Source organism: Streptococcus sp. DTU_2020_1000888_1_SI_GRL_NUU_041A, from assembly GCF_032387735.1.
Taxonomy (GTDB): domain Bacteria; phylum Bacillota; class Bacilli; order Lactobacillales; family Streptococcaceae; genus Streptococcus; species Streptococcus sanguinis.
The window spans coordinates 342,306-360,404 of record NZ_CP135591.1 but is presented as its reverse complement, the minus strand read 5'-3'; the positions used below and the strand labels follow the sequence as shown (position 1 = coordinate 360,404).

Here is an 18,099-nt window from a genome sequence, read left to right as displayed (position 1 = left end):
TCCTAATGAACGATTCATACAAGAAGCGTCTCTATACTCAGGTCTTGAGTTTATCAGCCGCTGTATTGATGGCTGTCTTAGCTCAGGGCAAGGCCGCGGCTGACCAGCAGAACAGTACTGAGTCACAGCCAACCGCCAATCAGGTAGAGGCTGTAACTCCAGCGACAGAAGCTGCTCCAAATCAGACAGGAGAAAAAGAACAGACTCCTGCTCCTGCAGCGGACAATCCAGCTGTCTCTGCAGCAGCTCAAACAAGAACAGCTGCTTCTGAAGAAGCCAAGACCCAGCTGGCCGACAGCACTGTCTATATGTCCGAGCCTGCAGAGGTCAAGGAAACCGTCCAAGGACAGGCTTCTCAGGCGGGCAAGCTGACTTGGACACTGGACAATGAACCAATAGCCTACTGGAAAACCTGGAACATGGACAGCGGCACCTTTACCGGCCAACCCTTTGTCACAATTGAGGAAAAGGCCGACGGGAACGATCTTCATCTGAATCTGCAGTTTCAAAAGCTTTTCGGAGACGATCTCAGCCTGCGCTCTCCCCATAATATCCGCCGGACCTATCGAAAATTCATTGGCAACCATGAACTGGTTGGTAGGAGTCAGGACCTAGGACTGACCATTCGTAAAAATATCATCTTGCGCCCTTACGAAGACTTCCACAGCCATGAGGAGATGCTGGCATCTATTGAAAAGAGCAGACAGGATGCCAAGACCGATCGCTTGGTACAGATTGAGAACATCGGAAAGAGTGCTCAGGGGCGTGATATCAAGCTGGGTATTATCAGTTCTGACCAAAAGAGCATTGACGACTACCTCAGCACAACTAATCCACAGGCCTTGACCAAACCAGCAGAAATGCTGGCAGCTCTCAAAAATGGCAACCTAGACTATAAACTGCCTGTGCTCATTAACAACACTCACGCTGATGAACAGCCTGCTATTGATATTATTACAGGTCTCTTTAAGACCTTTGCCACCAAAGACCAAGTCAGCTTCAAAACAACCGCTGCAGATGGTTCTGAAAAACTTGTCACTCTCAAAATCCAAGATTTACTGAAGAAGTTTATCTTCCTCTTTGACTTTACGGAGAACCCTGACGGCGATGTCCTCAACACTCGGGCTCTGGCCAATGGCCTTGATCCTAACCGAGATACTGGCTACCAAGCCAATCCTGAAACCCGTACCGTTGCTGGATTGATTAACAAATGGAACCCAATTGCCCTCTATGATATTCACGGCTTTGTCAAGGAATTCCTGATTGAGCCGGCAACCCCGCCTCACGATCCTAACTTTGAATATGACCTTTTAGCTGACCTCATGCTAGACAATGCCCATCATATGGGACGGGCCGGCGTTGCCAACTCTGGCTACGACAAATACATCATTCCAAAACTGGACTGGGGAGACGGATGGGACGATTCCTTCTCCGGCTACACAGCGGTTTATTCTATGTACCATGGCATCCTGGGACATACCATCGAAATTCCCGAGGGCAATCAAGAGTCCTACAAGGCTGGATATTATGCAGTTCTAGGAGGCCTTGACTATCTAGCTCAGAACCCAGATAAACTCATGGAGATGCGTCTCAACTTCTACCTGCGCGGCATCAATAAAGTCGAAGATCCTAAGGCAGAAAATGAACTCGTCGGACCAGATGGTCAGGTCGTAGGCCGGATTAAAAAAGGCCGAGAAAAATTCTTCCCAGACTACTATGTCATCCCGATGGGAGTGGACAAGGACAACGATACCCAAGAAGCCTTTAATATGATTGACTATTTCAAGCGCAACGGTGTCCTTGTCAAAGAACTCAAGGAAGACAGCGGCAACTATAAAAAAGGCGATTTGGTTGTCGATATGGCGCAGGCCAAGCGTGGCTATGCCAATCATGTCCTCTACAAAGGCTCAAATGAATCCAAGTGGGCTGCCATGTATGCGGAATTGGTCGTCAATTTCCCTGATATGAAAGGCTTCAAAGCCCAGCCAGTCTTCGGCGACAAGCTCTTTGAAGGCAAGTTAGGCGAGGTGACAGCCCTCCGTGCTGCACGTACCAGTCAGGTTGATCATAAAGCGCCTTATTACGTCATTGCCAATACGTCTGAGAGCGCGGTCAAGGCTGTCAATCAAGCTCTTGCTGAAGGCAAGAAAGTCTATCTGACAGATGACGGCTACATCGTTGATACACCGACCTTTACTAGCCTTTTAGATCGTTATGCTATTTATGGCGACGCCCTCTATAAGATTCCACAAGGACCGACTCTGAAGCCTCTCAAGGTCTATGCACCGCCACATCAGTTTTACTGGGCAGGTGTGGACTCACCCGCTCACACTGCTTTGGCTCTGAAAAATATGGGCTTTGAAATCGTCGACAGCCCAGAAGAAGCGGACGTCATCGTCCTTGAAAGCAACAACTATGACAAGTCGCTTGTCGGACTTAAGCCAACCATCGTCGTCGGAGGCTCTGCTATGCAGCACTTGGAAAAACTAGGTATCCTAGATGGATTTGACGCTGAGCGCTTCAAGAACGGCAGTGACTATGAAGGACTGATGAAGGCCGTTATCCAAGACCAAGACCCGCTGTCCAGCGGCTACAAGAAGGATGGACTCTTTTACTCCAACTCTGGTAACTGGATTGCTAAGATTCCTGCCAACTTTAGGACTCTTGCCAGCATTGCTGGCAGCGACTTCTATATCGCTGGCTGGTGGCCTGGCAATGAACAGCTGGCTAACAAAGTCGTAGCTATTGCCGGCACTTATAAAGAACAGCCGCTCTTTGTCTATGCTGGCAATCCGACCAACCGGCTTCACCCTGTTCACTTCTATCGCTGGATCTCAAATGCTATCTTTGGCAGCCAGTTGGCCAAACTGACAGACCTCCCAAGTCCTGCGACACCTGACCCAACCTATCAAGCGCCAAGTCAGACTGTCCTTGACTGGAAGCCTGCTACAGTGAATCCACCGGCTCAAACGGTGGTCCTGACCTATAAGAGTCAGACCCTTCCGCAGACCGGCAGCCAAGAAAAAACTGCTAGCTTTGCTCTAGCCGGACTCCTAATCGCAGGAGCAGCTGGACTCTTACTTTTAAAGAAAAAGGAAGACTAATACTTAAAAACACACCTCCCAATTGATGCGGGAGGTGTATTTTAGTTATAAGCTCTGCTATTTTTCCACATAGGTATGAAGCGGATAAGTCGGATAGGCCAACTCACGCGCCAACTCTGAAGTTACATAACCTGCCGGTGCGTCTAATACAGAAGGGATTCGATTGACGATAGTGGCACAGGTCAAGGCGACGGTATCAGGCTTGCTGACTGAGAAGACTAGATTTGGCTCACCAGTAATTTCCCAATCACACATATCTCCGTCATTTTCACGATAGACCTTGCCAATACACTCTACTTCTAACTCAATTCCCTGATGGGTATGAATGGTTGTCACAGCTGACATACCCGTTACTTGCCCCGCCGGAACTGTGCGACCCAGCGTTTCAGAATAAACATCTTCATCCAAAATGTAAGGAACACTTTTTTGTGAAATATCCTGAATGGTCCAGTTCATCTTAGAGCAAATAGCTTCAGCAGCATTCCACATATAGGACGGCAGACTCTCAGCACTGGCAATTTCCTTTTCAAATCGCTCTGAATCGTAACCAGCACCATGCGCTTCTGCTAAAGCCAGACCATAATCTTCCACATTATAGCTGACAATCCCTTTCACCTTTTGAATGCGATTAAGGCCAGACATAGCCAAGCAAGGCATATTAATCCAGTAAATATCCTGCATGCCTGAGCCCATTACAGTGACACCATATTTTTTAGCCAGCTTGTCCAAGCGGTTTGTTTCGGATGGCGACGTCGTCCAAGGGTAGATGGCTTCCTCACAGGTCGTGATGATATTAACTCCATGCTTGATAGCTGTTTCAAAAAAATCATACATTTCCGGCATATAGGAAGCAATGGTGACAATGGCAATGTCTGCGTCACACTCTCCAAAGACACGTTCAGCATTATCAGAAATCAGGACACCAGTCTTATAGCCTAGCTCTGCAAAATCACCAACATCCTGTCCTACTACAGCAGGATTGTTATCAATAGCTCCGACAATTTCTACACCGTGATCCAGTAGGTACTTGAAAATCACTTTAGACATCTTGCCGCAGCCATACTGAACAGCACGAATTTTTGTATTTCTCATGGCAAATCCTCCATTAATTGTTATTATTTTCACAAATATAGTATAATATCTCTAGTAACTAGAGAGTCAATAGAGGGTTTTAAAAAATGAAAAAAATTTTGCGTATCGGAGAGTTTTCCCAAATAAATCAGATTTCCATCCAAACTCTACGATTCTATGACCAAATCGGTCTTTTAAAACCCTATAAAGTCGATCCAGAAACCAACTATCGCTACTACCACATCAATCAATCTTCTCTGGTTGACTCCATCCAGTACCTGCGTCAACTGAATTTTTCTCTAGAAGACATCAAAGAAATCCTATCTGATAAGGACCATTTTCAACTGCACCAGCTTATCGAAGAGCGCTATCAGCGCCTTCTAGAGGAAAAAAAGAATTTAGAAAAACAAATCCAAGAAATCGAAATCTTTCGGTCTGGTGCCCGTATCTATGGCGAAAAACAGAGCGAGCAAGAACTGGAAATCCTAACTTTTCCTGAACGGCAGCTGCTTACTTTTGAAATTGATCAAAATATTTATCAAATGAAAAGTGAGGAATACGAACTTGCTCTCCGCTGCTTCAAGCAAGAAATCCTGCGTTACAGTCCTTTTTTCACCCATTTCAGTCGTGTTGGTTCCATTATGAAACAAGAAGATTTCCAAAAAGAAAGATGGATTTCCAAACAACTCTGTCTCTTCCATCATACTCCCAATGAACTCCCTCACTTAAATCGAATGTTGCTGCCAGCAGGAAATTATGCTGTTTCTTACTGCTCTTCCTTTGCAGATGAACTTAAAGCTCTGCCGCATTTTTACCAAGCTCTGACTCAAGCTGGATATACTCCTGTGGGCGATTATATCTGTGAGGTCATTCATGAACAGCCACAACTCCAGGAGCAGCACCGCGATATGTTCATCCGGATGCAAGTTCAGATAGAGAATTAAAAAGCAAGCAGATGGATGTATCGGAATTCTTGCCAGATACTGGAGCAAGCTCAGTCAAAAACGAATCACTTAGCAAGCCGTAATTATATAAAAAAAGGACGGGAAAACACCCATCCTTTTTATGTGCAACTAACCATTGCTTAGCATCTTAGTCTTCTTGCTTCTTTCTTCCAGCTAGAAGACCCATTCCCAGAAAAGCTAAACCAGCCAAAGGCAGAAACTCATCTTCTTGAGTGCCAGTCTTAGGCAGAGCTGAGTCGGGAGCTGGCTGCAATCTTGGCGACGGAATAACTTTTCCCTCCTCACCTTGCTTCAGAGCGTGAGGCTGGGTCCTTGTCAAAGGCTGTTTAGCACTTTCAGCCACCACCTTGCTGCCAACTTCTACTAGTTCGTCAACTGCTAGAGAAAGCACTTCCTGACCGAGTATGGTTCGCTGACCGTTCAAGACTTCTACAAAGACTCGCTTTTGACCTTTTTGGCCGGCTACAAGTATCCGCCGCTCACCTCTTTCCAGTTCTGGATTTTCCTGTTCTCGGGTCTGATATGCAATCTCTTCCATTACGACTTCTAAGAACGGCTTTTCTTCCACTAGGTCCTTTATCCCTTCTTCCGGAGTGACCTGATGACTTGGTTTCAGAGCTAGGGCTGCAAGAGCTGTCTTCAGATCCTGCTCTGCTCTATCTAAATCTGCCTGCTCCGCTTTTTCATCTGCCAAGAGAGACTGGGCTCGAGCCAAGGCTGACTGGTAAGCCTGAACTGTCTCATCTGTGTAAAGGCTTGGATCTAGACTAGCCGTACTGTCTACCACTTTCTGCAGAGAAGCCTTATTAACTGCTGGGGCATGAAGATTGGTCACAAAGAAATTGCGTGCTTCCAAGTCCCCATCCCAGAGTCCTAGACCGACGTAGGCATCATTATAATAAGGCTCAACCGTATCAAATTGGTGGTTCAGGTATTCTACACCGTCCACAGATACACTGACACCATTTTTAGTTTTCACTAGCTTAACATGGTGGAACTGGCCGTCATTAAGATGCTTGCCATTCATGCTACTTTCTGCAATCGTCTCTCCCATAAAGCGGTAAAGTCGAATCTTATCATTATCGCCAAATTGAATAGAATAAGCATTGCGAGGATCAACATTTTCAGACGCATAGAAGATGTTAATCAAGCCTTTTTGATACTTGAGATCCACATCCAAGTTATACTCAGGGAAAGGAATCTTCTGACCTCCCATATAATAATCATTGGCACTGGTATTCTGATTATAGAGACTTTCACCGTCGACATACCACTTACCGGAAACAGCTTTTAGATCTGGAACATTGGTCTTAAAGTCATTACGGCTGATATTGATGGTGAAGACCTTGGAAAGGCTTGGATTTTCCTTAGAGGTTGCCGTTACCTTGACCACACCCCTTTGCAGAGCAGTCACTCGCAGCTTATTGCCATCTTCCGTGACAGAGACCAAGTCTGGCTGATCCACACTCCAGCTGACCGCTTGAGAGACACTTGCTGGCATGACATATGCTTTCAAATCCAAACTATCACCGACATAAATATTATTTGTTACAGGAGAAGCCTGCACTAGTTCCAGTGGTTTGGTCGCTGCCTGCTTGTCTTTCCAGATGCCCTTCAGCGGATAAAGAGCAATGTCAGCCTTAGCAGCACCACCTTCTACAAAAACACTAGCCGCAAGGCTATTTGGCGCAGGGAATATCTGATTGGCACCCGCCACAGTATATCCTTTGGCAAAGACTTCTAGGCTGGAGCGATCTATGTAGAGATGCAGATCTATGCTGCCATCCGCATTGCGCTTGACGGACTGACTATCCACCTGAGCAAATTTATTACTGAGAAGAATACCGGACTGGCTGCGGTCAATAGAAAGAGTTTCCTTTTCTAAATCATAGGTAACTCTAGTCACTTCTCCATCTCCAACCCGCAGGTTAAAACCGACTTTCTTGGTCGTTTCACTTGGCCGGAAAGTAGAGACAATTTCATACTGATCACCGGAAAAATCTTTCAACAGCTCATTCTTCTCACTAACTTCTACATCTTTATACAACACAGCCTTGTCTTCCTGACGCAAAGACTGATAGGCTGCAATTGGCGTCTGAGTCAGCCGATAACTGCCGTCTTGCTTGATAAGGCCTAGTTTGAGGTTAAGGTTGAAGGTGCCGTTAAACTTCTGACCGACGGTATCGGCTACCAGATTGCAGTAGTCTTCCCAGGTATTCATCCAGTTAGACTCAATAATGTCGGGCAGGGTTGGATTAGCCTTGCTGCCAAAGTCCTGAACGTAGTAAGTCATGGCCGCATAAGAGTCTTTACCAAAGTTCATGACCTGATCAGCCTGAGCAAACTCAGCATCTGGGACGAAAGTCCACTTGCCCGCCACCTGTCTAAAATCACCGACCTTATAGGAGCGCCCGCCACGAGACAGGACCCACTTAAGGCTGCCATCGTCTGCCAGTAGAGGATAGAGATCTGGGCACTCCGTATGGAGATCCGCATAAGTTGACTCCACCTTCCAATTACGCAGATTATCAGACGAATAAATTCTCAGCGGTCCGCCTGCAACGACCATAAACCATTTGCCCTCCCAACGGAAGACCTTGGGGTCACGGAAATCCTGAGACTGCAGTGGATCATCCGTCCAGTCAGCTGCAATTTGATCAAGCTTCGTCCAAGTCCGACCCTCATCCTTACTGTAGGCTAACTTGATGCGCTGACCGTTTCCATCGGCAGTAATCAGCGCGATTAAACCGCCCTGGTCATTGTCAAACAAACCAGAGGAATTAGTGGTATCTGCTACGATAGAGCCTGAGAACATAGCCCCATTAGCATCCGGATAAAAGGCAATCGGCTGTTCTTCCCAATGAATCAAATCCTTGCTGGTCGCATGGCCCCAGTGCATAGGCCCCCACTTGGTATCGTCATAAAACTGATAGAAGAAATGATAGACTCCCTTGTAATAAACCAGCCCGTTGGGATCATTGGCCCAACCGTCCTTGACCGAATAGTGATACTGACCGCGATAGAGCTCATTGTAGTAAATCTCATCTGCCTGCCGACGATGGACATTGAGCCGGTAAGTCAGGCTGACCTCCTGCCCATCCGCATCCGTCACAGTACTGGTCACAGTCAGATAGTTTGCCCCCACTGCCAGCGGAACATTCTTCAAATCACTATAAACCCTACCTGCAGCATCGGTCACGCTTACCTTGGCAGCAGGATTTTTCGCTACGGCGGTCAAGTCTACAGTCTCAGCGTCATGTTTGACATACTGGATGGTAATAGGAGCAGTAAACTGACCTTTCTGTTCCACTTTCCCAACCGAAGAAGTCACCCTTATATCCTCCAACTCGGGATTAGACTGAGGAGTGATTTCTTTATAAAAGGTATTTTGAAAAAGCAGCTCGCTATTCCAGTTAAGTAAGCCAAAATAACCTTCTGACAGATAAGTATTCTGCCCCTTATCATCTCTCTGAATCGTGTAATCTCCTGAGCTGGCTACTAGAATATCATTGACATAGTAGGATACCCAAGAGCCAATAGAAACGACCTTGAGTCGATATTTATTATCATCCGTTGGCTCGATATGCTTTTCATTGATAAACTGATAGTCACGCCCGCCTTGCCAACGCCAAAACTTCACATTGTTGCTGCCACCATCAATATTAACTGCATAGCTACTCTTGTCATCCGGATTATTATTACTGCGGAAAATGAGGGCAGCCGCTCCTTCCTTACTGAGAAAAGTTACATCCGTCGAGTAAACAAAATCCTTGCCCTGACTTTGAGAGTAAAGGAAACTATCACCTTTGCCTCTGGCATCACTATAAAGACCTTGTTCCCGGACTTCCCAAACTCCATTTTTGTCTCCCTTGGCTTCTGCCAAATTAGTATTGAAGCCTGACTGCTTATCTACAGTCTCTACGGCAGGGAGTTTTTCCGAAGCAACTTCCTTCGCCGCTGGCTGTTCGTCTTCTTCCTGTTTGGTCTCTTTAGCATTTGCTGTGGCTTGATTTTCCTTATCAGCCTTTTGATTGGCTGACTCTACTGCTGCATCCTGATCATCTGCTTCCGTCGCTGCAGTTGCAGCAGTCTCCCCGGCTACAAGGTTCTCTGTCTTATCGGTATTCCTTGTAGGAGCAGCTGTTTGCCCACTCTCAGCCTCCAAGACAGCTGATGAATCAGCCTGCAAGACCTGAGTAGGAGCTGGATTAGCCTTACCCTCATCCGCATAAACCACACCGCCACCATCTAACAAGAAAGCTCCAAAAGCAAGCAAGGCGCACCCAAACACCCAACGCTTGCCGCTTTTTCTCATAAACCAATTTTTACACACTTTTTCCTGATGATTTTTCATGATGCACCTCAATATTCTAAAAATAAAATCAGACTCCTCACAACTAAATCACTGCTACATAACGCACTCCTTTCACCTTTTCTTGTTCAAAATGAACACCTCGTTTAGCACCTAACTCCTTTATAAAAAAGAGCAATCTCAATAATCTAAATATAACAAATTTTTGTAAGCGCTTCACCTAACGTTTGTCACAAAAACAAAATGACAGATGTCATATTTTAGAAACGAAGAAAAAACAAAAAACCTCCAAAACGGAAAGCTTTTGTTTGTTTTAAATTTATTCTGGATAGGATGCTGCCAGCTCGTTCTTTAGATATTCTGCCAGATGCTGATGAGCAAAAATTCCTGCTTTTTCTTCTGCTGTCGGATTATAGTTGGTATTGGTGTTCACATCATAGACATAGATCTGACCTGCCTCCGACTCTACCCACTCAATAGCCGCCACATCAATACCAGCCTGAGCTAGAAATGTCTCGTAAGCCTGCCTTTGACTAGCAGGCAGCGGCTCCGTGATTTGAAACTTATCCGAGGTCTCTAGCTGAGCAGGCCTTTGTCCAATCTGACACCCATCTGCCGGGCAAAGCTGAAAGCCTTCTGATGAATCGATGGACACTGTATAAAGAAACTTCTGGTTGATAAACTCCGAACGACGAATCCGACCATCCGCAGGCTTGATATAGGCCTGAAGCAGGGTAATCCCATCCACAGAAGGCTCAAAAGCAGGACCGTCTACATAGGCTTCCAACTCTTCCTCACTATTGAAGAGCTGTACTCCCAAACCTTTCCCAGCCCGATTATGCTTGGTAATCAGAGGATAAATATTAAGCTTTCTAGCCGCCTCAAGAATATTCTCCTGTCCCAAAACGGCTACTGTCTCTGGATAAGCAATTCCAACTTCAGAAAGCTTCAAATATTGTTTAATCTTACTTATTTCTAAATTAATAGCCCCGCTGCCGTTGATGACTTTACGACCGTGAGCTTCCAGCCAAGTTAGAACTTGCTCTGTAAATTCAGGTGCATAGCGGTGTCCACGCGTATGAGAAGAAGCAGACATCCGATTGTAGAAAATTCCTGTTGGGGGCGGACTCTGCAAATCTAGAATCCCACTTGACAAATCCCATAGTTCATAGGGCACATCTTTTTCCTCCAGCCACTTGACCAAGTGCTGCGTCCACTCCAAATTTTCATGAATAACGTATACTTTTGCTTGGCTCATAAGTCTCCTCTCCATTATGAATACCGAACAGCCAGCTTGCTGCTTTTCGATTCTTCTACTACATTGCCTTCCGTCTTTTCAATAACACTGACGGCCAAGACCTGGCCTAGAACATTGAGGGCAGTTCGACCAGCATTGACAAAGAAATCAACCGCAAAAATCAGGGCAACGCCTTCCACCGGTAGGCCTAGCTGAGGCGCAGCTGCCAGCAAGACAACAATCGCTCCAGAAGGCACCGTCGCAGCTGTTTTACCAATCAAAGTCAAAAGCAAAACAGTAAAGAAAAGTCCTGATACAGAAAAAGCAATCCCATAAGCATGGGCAATAAAAATAGTTGCTACAGAGAAATAAACAGCAGCCCCTTCAAGATTAAAAGTGTAACCCAAAGGCACAACCAAATCTATGACATGCTCATCATAGCCCTGCTTCTTTAAATCTTTCAACAGCGGCGGCAGGACAACACTGGAACTGCCAGAGACAAAAGCCAAAGTCAAAAGACTCCAAATCCGTTGCAAGCTTGTTAGATAAGGAATTCTGAAAGTAAGAGCAATCAAAGGAAAAATCACTAAAGCTAGAACCCCATAAGCCAGATAAGTCCCTGCTACAAATTGCCCCAAACCGGCCAACTTGTCAACTCCTGTCGTAGCCACATCCTTAGCAATAAAACCAAAAATACCAATCGGAGACAGCTTCACAATCACACCGACAATTTTATAAATAGCCTCAATCCAAATTTGTAATAAATCAATAAACTTCTGTGACTTGTCTTCCTTAAGACTCCCAAGACCATAACCCAAAAATATCGCAAAGACGATGATAGGAAGCAAAGCCCCTTCTGAAAGCGACTTGACGATATTAGAGGGAATGAAGCTAAGCAAAAACTCATCCAACTGAATACTTTTGGCAATCCCGTCAATGCTGGATCCCGCCTGACCGATATTGACTCCCTGACCAAAGCCCAGATAATAAGATGCAAAGACAAAAATAAAAGTAATCGCCGTCGTGACCCCAAAGAAATAGAGCAGACTCTTTGACAAAAGCTTCCCGAAAGATTTCTTGCCGATCACACCAGCCACAGCTACGACCACAACTGGAAAGACCAGTGGAATAATCACCATATTAATCAAACTGATAAAAGCTTGACCCAGAAATTGGTAAAAAGCCGAAAACTGCGGCCAGATAAGAGCAACAAGAACACCCAAAATCAAAGCAATCAAGAGTTGCAAGCCCAGAGAAACCTTTGACCATAAAGAAACTAACTTCATTCCAAACTCCTTTAGTCTATTTTGATAGCTATTTTACTATGATTGCCCCTATCTGGCTAATATATAATTTCTATGAAAGTAATAGAAGAATTTTATGGGAAGTTGAATAATGGAAAAAAGACATCCAAGAAATAGCTCTTGAATGTCTATTAGTTTTATGCCTATAGAATGATTCCTCTAACGAAGCATATATTATTAAAACTTTTCAAATTCTAATTAGTCAATCGGTTCACCTCCGATACTTATGTAATTACCTATAATCATTTCTTCAAGATTTACACTTTCATCATCATTAATCGGTATATCCACTCCCCAACCCGATTCTTCAATATTATTGATTCGCCCAAAAACATTAATATAATACTCGGGATTTGTAAGCCCACCATCACTCCATTGCGTCTCTTCCCAATCAATCTGAACTGATTCGACTTTTGGACTTTGAGCTTTTACCAAATCTATAATTTCTTGCTCATGTTCTTTGAGATAAGCGAGCTGTTTTTGCTTGATAGCTTCTTTATCATCTTTGATAGCCTTTTTTGAAGAAGTAATTTTCTTATCTTGTTTATTACTTTCTTTTTGAGTCATGGCACATCCTCCCAGACTTACGAGCGCAACTATTGTTGCAATTGTTGCAATTATGATTTTCGTTCGTTTCTCCATAACGTCTCCTTAATTTTTTTGATACCACATTAATTCTCTAAAACAACTGGTACGATCCATACTAATTTTTCAGTCACTCAAAACCCAATGCTACACATCTAGTTTACTATATAAATTTTTTAAAATCTATAAATTACTAAATCTTATCAAGCAATTTACTTAGACTTATTTTACAAATCATAGCCACCCATCTAGGGACCACACACGCAAGGCAGGTGGTTTATTTTTCTTGTACCTTGGAGAGCCAGACAGGCTGAAAACCACATAACTACTTCTCTATCTTCAAGATCTTTACATCCTCTTCATTACACCTAATAGAACTCTGCTAACATTACTTCAATTTCTATCGGAGAAGTTGTTCTAAAATCTTTAAAACAAAGAGATAACCAAAATCATTAAATTGACTCTTTTAATTTCTTATATGATATAATTATTTTAAAAATCATATTAGTGAGAAATATTATGTCAAAGACAAAAGGTAACAAAAAAAGAAATTCTTCTAAAGTAAAATATATCTTAGGAAGTGGAGTTTTAATTCTAGCTTCTACAGTGATTCTGCCTAAAGTTTTGAAAAAAACTACAAATTATTTGTATAAAAAGCAAGTAAAAATAACTAATCATCGAAAAGTAACTTTTGATTGCAAGGACAAATTGGTTAAAAAATCTGAATATAAAAAGGTAGAAGAACATGCAAATTAATACTGACAATATTGCGCAACAATGTCTCAATGCGATTAATGATAGAATTCACAATTTAAAAAGATTAAACATCATCGTAATTGGGAAATCAGGTGTCGGTAAAAGCACACTAATCAACAGTTTGTTTAGAGGTAATTTTGCCGATACTGGATTGGGTAGACCAGTAACTCAGGAAATTCGCAAAATTGAAAAAAATGGATATCCTTTGGCTATCTATGATACACCCGGCTTTGAATTATCATATACCCAACAGGAGAGTGTCAAAGATGAAGTGATTAACCTAATTAACAACGGTTACTCTTCTAATGATATCAATGAGGTGATCCACTGCATTTGGTATTGTATTAATGTCGGTTCAAACCGTACTTTCGATAGTTCGGAAGTGGAATGGCTTAGAGAGTTTTCTGAGAAGAATAAAACGTCTAAGGTACCTATCATTGTTGTCCTTACTCAATCTGTACCTAAGAAGAAAGCACTAGAAATGAAAGCTCATGTTGAGCAGGAAAACTTAGATGTTTGTAAAGTTGTGCCAATTTTAGCTCAAGATATGGATTTTGATGAGGAATATGTCGCTAAAGCTTTTGGATTAGATACTTTGATTGATGTAATGTCTGAGGTATTGCCAACTGAACTACAAGATACTCTCCAAAATATCCAAAAAGTATCTCTGGAATCTAAAAAAAAACATGCTAGGGCAGTCATTGCGACTGCAGTAGCAGCAAGTTTTGGTGAAGGTTTCGCTCCAGTTCCATTCGCAGATGCATTCATGCTTGTTCCAACCCAGATAAGCATGATTACTGGCATCACTGTAATATTTGGCCTTGATATAAATAAAACTTTTCTAACCGCCTTTGTATCCTCAACCTTAGGGTCTGGGGGAGCAACATTCCTCGGAAAAACAATTGTCTCTAATATACTCAAATTTATTCCCGGAGTAGGAACAGCAGTTGGCGGAACGATTTCTGGAACCACTGCTGGATTAATTACAACTGCTTTAGGCGAGGCTTACCTATTTTTAATGGAACAAATATTTAAAGGAGAAATAAGCAAAGAAGCACTAGGTACTCCTGCCGGACAAAAACAAATGACAAAACTTTTTAGAGAACAATTATCTAAAAAAAGATAATACACCAAGATTTTGAATCTTGGTGTATTTTTAGGTTAAATTGTTTTTTACATCAAAAAAGACATCCAAGAGAAATTCTTGAATGTCTGTAAATGTTGATAGTATCGTATTGATTAACGTTTTGAGAATTGTGACGCTTTACGAGCTTTCTTAAGACCTGGTTTGGAAAGTATGAATTTCAGTTGGACTAAAAACAGCGTAATATCAAGACTTTTCTCCGCTTTTATAAAAGCTTTTTTCCAATCAAATTCAACTAATTTTATCCGAATGGTGTGGATTTTACCCCCAAAATTACAGAGAATGGAGCTGATAAACACTAAACGTTCACACCATTAGTTAAATGATTTTTTGTTCATCATTTTTCTTAGATGATAGAACTTCTAATTTATTTCTTATTCAAGCAAAAACAACCTGCTATAAGTAAGAAAGAGGAAGATACAAGAAAAACACGGCGTAAAAACCGATTCAGTTCATTGTCCTCAATCCTTGTCTGCTTCATTTTCTTTTACGAGATCGTTTTGTGAATCTTTTTCAGAGAGTTTTTGATCAATATACTTGTCAATGTTTTCATAAAATTCCTTGGTCGCTTCACTATCTAATGTTGGCGAGTTCTGAACTTGATTCACTTTCAATTGAACAGATTGAATACCGTAAGAGGCTTGTTTTTGGTGGAGTGTTTCTAATTCTTCTTCTGAAATCGGATCTCCAACAACCGTCAAGACCAATTCATTGTTACTTGACTTGTAGACTTGATTAATAACCGTATAATTGGCGAACTCTTTTCCTACAAACTGTTTGATCCCTTCTTTGCGCGCTTGTTCTATTGTCAGAGTAACTGCCGAATAGCTAGCTGGAAGAATCAACAATACAATCAAAGATATCAAGCCAATTCTCATTTTAATGCTCAGCTCTTTAAATGAAGTTAAAGGAGATTTTCTCATCAAAATTCTTGTTCCAACAATGTTGGCTAGCATGATAAAGACACAGTTGATCAAGAAAAGATAGAGAGCCCCCAATAAAAATCGTACATTCCCATTAGCTAAACCATAGCCAGCAGTACAGATAGGCGGCATCAGAGCTGTAGCAATGGCTACTCCTGGCACGATATTGTTTGCTTCTTTTTTCCTTGAACCGATCACACCAGCAATCCCACCAGCAATAGCAATGAGGACATCCCAAATGGTTGGAGAGGTTCGTGCAATCAACTCGCTACTTGCATAAGACAAGGGAGAAATCCAGAAATACAGAGTCGAGACAAGCAAACTGACCAACACTTGAGTCAATAAAACCTCTAGAGATTGCTTGATTAAACGCGTATCAAAAATAGCTAAACCGAATCCCAGTCCAACAATCGGTGTCATGAGAGGTGAAATCAACATGGCTCCTATAATGACAGCTGTTGAATTCATATTTAGTCCGATAGAGGCAATAAAAATTGCACACATCAAAATCGCTGTATCTCTCAATCGAACATGAAGGTCATCGTATAATTTCTCACGGTATTCCCGTGTTGAATAATTGGCAGTCATTTGTCCTCTCCTCTTTCCTTATTTAAATTGGTATAATAATTAAAAATAACAGCTGATAAACAGCCAAAAAATATGAGCCCATAAATCGTCAAGAAGACACTGGTAATCCTTCCAATCAAGGTCACAGCTAGGAGATCCCCGTAGCCGACAGTCGTCGAAGTCACAAAAGCATACCAAAGACCGTCTCCGTAATTTGTGATAGCAGGTTCAACTAGGAAAAGCACGCCTCCTGACCCAAAAACAAAGGTCACAAAACTCAGAGCAAACCGAGTAAAACCCGTAACCTGCATAATATGCCATAACATTTTTAAACGTTTCATTTGTTCTCCTTATTCATACTAGCTCCTGACCGAGCCGTTTTTTTCCAATAATCAAAGTGAAGATAGGACATGATCTCCATCAGAGAAAGATAGACAAACTGATAGATCTGATTTAAGCTGATTATCAACTGATATTGTTTGAAAAATGACTGGAAGAAAGACCAGATATGACTGTCTTGAATCAGTCCCTTCTTAATATCAGACAGGATATTAGCTAAAGCTCCCAAGGACTGAAACGGTAAATCCTTGACATTTATATAGATCCGGTCCACCACATCATTCAGACTGGTATCTTGGATGGCATGAAATTCTCCAAAGAGAACTCCTGCCGCTCCAAGAGTAGAAACAAATTCCACCAAATAATTTCTGAGGAAATTTTCTCAACCTTTTCCCATAATGTGTTTAGTGCCATCCATAACGATCCCAACCAGAAAAAGGAAAGAAAACAAGCAAAGAAATTTTGCCGTAAATCCCAAAAAGCTTCAAGACTTGGTGTTGTTGGTTTTTCTAACTCTAAAACCAAGATGGTCATAATAATTGCTAGAACAGCATCTGTCAATACAATTAATCTGTCTTTCTTCATCGGATTGCATCCCCTTTCTTTTTTGTAACATTCTATCTTATCGCATAATATTGGATATTCTTTCATAATCCGACTACAAACAAAAATAAACCAAAAAGTATGTCCCTATTATACTATATTTAACTCTAGAAGTATTCATCCATCTAATTAATAAATATATCATATTTCACAATAAGTGAATACTATCAAAGATTCATCCCCTTTCACTTCATCATGTAGTGTTGCTTAGATTTATCAAAAACAACCAAATTTGTATTAATTTCAAGTATCACCTAGTTACAAAAATTTGGGGTGAACAGAAAAAGCATCCCGTATTTTTGATACGAAATGCTTTCAATAAGTTTAAATAAGTTTTAACGTTTACTAAATTGTGATGCTTTACGAGCTTTTTTCAAGCCTGGTTTGGAAAGTATGGGTTTCAGTTGGACTAAAAACAGCGTATTATCAAGGCTTTTCAGAACGATATCTACTGATTAATTTCATAAAATATGAATCAATAGATTATAAATAGGGGAATAGTTTAGGTCTGTAAGCATTAAAATAATACACCTAACTTTGATCACCATTTTTTTAGTTATTCACTCTTTTTTCAGATAGTGTTTTTAAAGTTATGATATAAAATGCCGCAATTAAAACACTATACATCATAATCGGAGGATAGACAATTAAGGATAGAATCAATCCCACTCCTTTAATTATTAGGTCAGGTATCAATAACTTTCTATATTGTGCGGTAGCTTCAAGTAATTCTTTCTGATCTATATTGGGTTTATCAATTACTTTATGTAAAAACCAGTTTGCTACCGTTGAAACAACAACGATTATAATCTCCCTATAATCATGGAAAAGTAGTAAAAATAGTTGTTATCCTAGTTGATTAAAAAAATCTCTGATTTCCTCATCCTTTATAAAATAATATATAATTTTCCCCTCTCTTCTAGTGTCCAAGATGTTTTGATTGGCTAGTTTACGAAGATGGTGGGAGGCAGATGCCATACTGAGATTTAATAAACAGGCTATATCGCAGACACAGAGTTCTTCGACGGCAAGGAGATAAAAGATGATATTTATCTGTTTATTATCGGTAAATTTTGATAAAATGCGAAGTGATTTTTGGACTTTTTCCTTTTCAAGGTAGTTCGTTGCGGTTGTAACATTTTGTTGATTTATAACATCCACTTGACAGATACTATCTTTTTTCATAATT

The 18,099-nt window shown here is 41.8% G+C and carries 14 protein-coding genes and 1 pseudogene; 4 read left to right on the top strand and 11 right to left on the bottom strand.

The window, feature by feature from the left end; translation table 11 throughout:
- Positions 1–5 precede the first annotated feature (5 nt).
- The gene (locus RSK81_RS01915; RefSeq protein ID WP_002911696.1) at positions 6–3,104 is read left to right on the top strand and encodes an LPXTG-anchored zinc carboxypeptidase; all 3,099 of its coding nucleotides are present in this window, start codon (positions 6–8) and stop codon (positions 3,102–3,104) included.
- Positions 3,105–3,161: 57 nt separating this feature from the next.
- Here RSK81_RS01915 and RSK81_RS01910 read toward each other — a convergent pair whose 3' ends face one another.
- Complete coding sequence (locus tag RSK81_RS01910) at positions 3,162–4,196, bottom strand: dihydrodipicolinate reductase (RefSeq protein ID WP_032913358.1); 1,035 nt, start codon at positions 4,194–4,196, stop codon at positions 3,162–3,164.
- An 86-nt stretch (positions 4,197–4,282) separates the two neighbouring features.
- Between RSK81_RS01910 and RSK81_RS01905 the strand changes: the two genes are divergently transcribed.
- A complete protein-coding gene (locus RSK81_RS01905; protein WP_002911695.1) occupies positions 4,283–5,119 on the top strand; it encodes a MerR family transcriptional regulator in 837 nt (278 codons plus the stop codon).
- 148 nt (positions 5,120–5,267) lie between these two features.
- Here RSK81_RS01905 and RSK81_RS01900 read toward each other — a convergent pair whose 3' ends face one another.
- From RSK81_RS01900 to RSK81_RS01885, 4 genes are all read right to left on the bottom strand, one after another.
- Entirely contained in the window at positions 5,268–9,494 is a 4,227-nt protein-coding gene (locus RSK81_RS01900; RefSeq protein ID WP_315687240.1) for a GH32 C-terminal domain-containing protein, read from the bottom strand.
- A 277-nt stretch (positions 9,495–9,771) separates the two neighbouring features.
- A complete protein-coding gene (locus RSK81_RS01895; RefSeq protein ID WP_004192329.1) occupies positions 9,772–10,710 on the bottom strand; it encodes a RimK family alpha-L-glutamate ligase in 939 nt (312 codons plus the stop codon).
- Positions 10,711–10,724: 14 nt separating this feature from the next.
- Positions 10,725–11,975: a dicarboxylate/amino acid:cation symporter gene (locus RSK81_RS01890; protein WP_002911691.1), complete on the bottom strand. Its 1,251-nt coding sequence runs from the start codon at positions 11,973–11,975 to the stop codon at positions 10,725–10,727.
- A gap of 216 nt (positions 11,976–12,191) precedes the next feature.
- Positions 12,192–12,635 carry a hypothetical protein gene (locus tag RSK81_RS01885; RefSeq protein ID WP_002911690.1) on the bottom strand — a complete coding sequence of 148 codons (444 nt, stop codon included), beginning with the start codon at positions 12,633–12,635 and terminating at the stop codon, positions 12,192–12,194.
- A gap of 462 nt (positions 12,636–13,097) precedes the next feature.
- Between RSK81_RS01885 and RSK81_RS01880 the strand changes: the two genes are divergently transcribed.
- The gene (locus tag RSK81_RS01880; RefSeq protein ID WP_002911689.1) at positions 13,098–13,334 is read left to right on the top strand and encodes a hypothetical protein; all 237 of its coding nucleotides are present in this window, start codon (positions 13,098–13,100) and stop codon (positions 13,332–13,334) included.
- Positions 13,324–14,460 carry a YcjF family protein gene (locus tag RSK81_RS01875; RefSeq protein WP_002911688.1) on the top strand — a complete coding sequence of 379 codons (1,137 nt, stop codon included), beginning with the start codon at positions 13,324–13,326 and terminating at the stop codon, positions 14,458–14,460. Before RSK81_RS01880 ends, RSK81_RS01875 begins: the two co-directional genes overlap by 11 nt.
- 479 nt (positions 14,461–14,939) lie before the next feature.
- Here RSK81_RS01875 and RSK81_RS01870 read toward each other — a convergent pair whose 3' ends face one another.
- The 6 genes and pseudogenes from RSK81_RS01870 to cadX all read right to left on the bottom strand — a co-directional run bounded on the left by RSK81_RS01870 (position 14,940) and on the right by cadX (position 18,095).
- Complete coding sequence (locus tag RSK81_RS01870) at positions 14,940–15,989, bottom strand: DUF389 domain-containing protein (protein WP_000126416.1); 1,050 nt, start codon at positions 15,987–15,989, stop codon at positions 14,940–14,942.
- Positions 15,986–16,309, bottom strand: coding sequence for a potassium channel family protein (locus RSK81_RS01865; protein WP_000825751.1), 324 nt, complete (start codon positions 16,307–16,309; stop codon positions 15,986–15,988). Before RSK81_RS01865 ends, RSK81_RS01870 begins: the two co-directional genes overlap by 4 nt.
- Positions 16,306–16,665, bottom strand: a complete 360-nt coding sequence (locus RSK81_RS01860; RefSeq protein WP_000397555.1) for a hypothetical protein — start codon at positions 16,663–16,665, stop codon at positions 16,306–16,308. The genes RSK81_RS01865 and RSK81_RS01860 overlap by 4 nt, the downstream gene beginning before the upstream one ends.
- Positions 16,590–16,892 (bottom strand): TMEM175 family protein, encoded by a 303-nt coding sequence (locus RSK81_RS01855; protein ID WP_006151097.1) that lies wholly within the window; start codon positions 16,890–16,892, stop codon positions 16,590–16,592. The genes RSK81_RS01860 and RSK81_RS01855 overlap by 76 nt, the downstream gene beginning before the upstream one ends.
- A 570-nt stretch (positions 16,893–17,462) precedes the next feature.
- Positions 17,463–17,717, bottom strand: a pseudogene (locus RSK81_RS01850) (hypothetical protein); the annotation flags it as partial.
- A gap of 39 nt (positions 17,718–17,756) precedes the next feature.
- Complete coding sequence (gene cadX, locus RSK81_RS01845; protein WP_000711078.1) at positions 17,757–18,095, bottom strand: Cd(II)/Zn(II)-sensing metalloregulatory transcriptional regulator CadX; 339 nt, start codon at positions 18,093–18,095, stop codon at positions 17,757–17,759.
- Positions 18,096–18,099 lie beyond the last annotated feature (4 nt).